At 67.4% G+C, this 2,791-nt stretch carries 1 protein-coding gene; it reads right to left on the bottom strand.

Going from position 1 to position 2,791, the window contains the following annotated elements; translation table 11 throughout:
- A partial coding sequence (locus tag GYRE_RS00005; RefSeq protein ID WP_038252061.1) for a DUF6531 domain-containing protein occupies nucleotides 1-2,511 on the bottom strand: 2,511 nt, incomplete at its 3' end.
- Nucleotides 2,512-2,791: the final 280 nt, after the last annotated feature.

Raw genomic sequence — 2,791 nt, 5'->3', positions numbered from 1 at the left:
GTCGTTCCGGTCGTATTCCCGGTTAAACTGCCGGTCGTGCAGCGTGTGGCTCAGGAGCTGCCCGCCGGTGTCGTAGGCGCTGGCCAGTTCACTGGCGCCGAAGGTGCGCCCCGTCTCCCGGTGCAGGCGGTCGCGGGTGAAGTCGACAAGCGGGGCGCCGCCGAGCTTCATGCCCGCGAGGTGGCCGGAGCCGTAGGTCAGCCATTCCACCGGCGGCAGGCGGTCGGGGGTGGTCCGGGTGGCCAGGCCATTCCGGTAGCCGTGCCGCGTGGTGTGCTCCCACAGCGGTTCACCGGTGTCCGGGGCGTGGACGGTCTGCGTTTCGCTGACCATCCGGCCCGTTTCATCGTAGCCGTAGCGCACCGCGACGCGGTGGCCGCCGCTGAGATGGCTGACCTCCGTCAGCCAGCCGCGCTCGTCGTACCGCCAGCGTCCGGCCTCCTCGTCGTTGACCGTGCGGTGCGTCAGGCGGCCGGACCCGTCGTGGTGCCAGCGGGTGATGAGAGACGCATCCTCACTGCGGATAAGCCGCCCGGTGGGGTCGTAGCCGTAGCGCTGCGTCCGTCCGTCGAAGCCGCGCGTTGCCGTCAGCCGGTCCAGCGCATCGTAAGTGAAGGTGGCGCTGACGCCGTTCTCGTTAATCAGGGCGGCGACGCGCCCGGCGGCGTCGTATGTTATCTGCCGGGTCAGGCCGCCTTCGCTGACGCTGAGGGGCCTGCCGCCCGCGTCATACCGCGTTTCACGGCGGCCGCCGTCGGGGTGAATAACGGCGGTGAGGTCACCGGCGTCGCCGTATTCATACGCGGTCACCTGCGCCGGGGCGCGGCTCTGGCTGACCAGCCTGCCGCGGGCGTCATACATGAAATGCTGGCTGAGGCCTTCCTCCCGGTGGACTGCCGTCAGCTGCCCGAAGCGGTCATATTCATAGCGGGTTTCATAGCCGGAGCAGTCGGTGAAGGTCAGCGGCTGTCCGTAGCGGCTCCACGTCATGCGCTTCCGGCCGCCGGCAGGGTCTTCGCTGGCGGTGGGGTATTCGCTCAGCGGGTCATCATAAAACCAGCGCGTGACGTCGCCCTGGCGGGAGGTCTCCGCCGTCAGCCTGCCCCGGTCGTCATACTCCCGCCGGCTTTGCAGGCCGTCAGCGGCGGCGGCGGTGGTGAGCTGGTGCAGGTCGTTATAGCTGAAGCGCACCGCGCTGCCGTCGGGGGCGACGGCTTCCGTCAGCAGGCTGGAGCCCGGGCTCAGCCGGTACTGCGTTTTACGGCCCGCCGCGTCGGTCTGCGCGACGAGCCTGCCCGCCGGGTCGAAGGCGCTGTGAAGCGCGCTGCCGTCCGCGAGTTCCTTTTTCACCACCCGCTTCAGGCCGCCTTCGCCCTCCGTGTGCAGCGCCTCGCGGCGGCCCAGGCCGTCGGTGATGGTGACGACGTGTTTTTCATACGCATAGGCGTAGCTCAGGCCCACGGGATTGTGCTGCGCCACCACCCGTCCGGCGGCGTCGTAGCGGTAGGAAAGCGGCGGCCTTCCGGCGTAGCGGTGCGCCACCATCCGGCCCGGATGCAGAGGGTCGTAGTCAAAACGCCGCGTCTGTACATCGCCCCGGTCGTACACCGCCGCCAGCTCGCCGCGTGCGGAATACTCGTAGCGCGCCAGCGGCGCGGCGGGCAGTGCATCCGGGTATTCCGGGTCGTGCGTCAGCCACACCGCCGTCAGGCGCACGCCCTCGTCCGCGCCGTAGCGGGTCTGCGGCACGTCGGGCAGGCGGGCGAGTGCCAGGCTGAAGCGGCGCCCGGCCCCGTCGGTGACGGCGGTGAGGTGCCCGGCGAACTCCCCCTGCGCCGCCCGGTGAAAGGTGAGCGTGTGCCCGAAGCGGTCCGCGAGCCCGGTCAGCACCCGGAACGGCGGCAGCGGGGCGGGCAGTGTCTCATCCGCCTCCGGTACGCGCCCGGGCCAGCCGAGCAGCCACCACGGTCCCTGCGGGCCGCGGGTCGCAGGGTAGATATGCGGGCTTAGACGAATATCCTCCGGCAGGGCCTGCCAGAGCGTCTGCAGCGGGTGGCCCTGATGTAACGCCGGCACGCCGCCGCGGACGAGCCAGAAGGACTCGCTGCGGCTGAAGGCGGCCTCGCCGGGAAGCAGCGGGTCAAAGTGGATGCTGCGCCCGCCGGCGTCGTTGAGGATTAGCCCCGCATCGCGTATCTGCAGGTGAATATCAGAAGGCGCCTTCCAGCCGGGGCCGAAGAGGCCCGCCGGGGCGGGGGTTCGGGTCTGGTAGCTGCTGTACGACCGGGACAGCACAAAAGGCAGCGGGCCGGGCAGCGCCACATCGGTTTCGCCGGGCTGTACTTTCGCGCCCAGCAGCGGGTTAACCGGGTTGCCGGAGGTTGTGCCGTCCGGGCACACCGAGCAGGCCACGCCGGTGGGGGCACCGATGAAAACCCCGGCGGAGCCCTGGACAATCGGGCCGCCGATGGCAGTCATGTCGCCCTGGCGGGCGGCGGGTTTTCCGGTCATGGTCGCTCCTTCTGTGATGGATTATCGCTTTCTTTTTATTTGCGAAGGTGATGAAAGCGCTTTAATCATAAATAATGTCAATAAAACAACAGGTTAAGAAAAGGCGGTGAGAATGTTTACACGCGTACGGAGAAGCGACCGTGAGCCACGTCACGAAAGGATTTATCGGTTAAATGAATGATTTATTGTTGAATAATAAGGATTAATTTACGGCGCGAGAATTTTGAGAGCCGCTTTCCAGATTTATGCTTTGCCGGTGGTGGGTGAACATCAAAGCGCT

The sequence above is a fragment of the Yokenella regensburgei ATCC 49455 genome (assembly GCF_000735455.1).
Classification (GTDB): Bacteria; Pseudomonadota; Gammaproteobacteria; order Enterobacterales; family Enterobacteriaceae; genus Yokenella; species Yokenella regensburgei.
The sequence above is the reverse complement of the archived record's forward strand: the minus strand, read 5'-3'. Positions and strand labels throughout refer to the sequence as shown.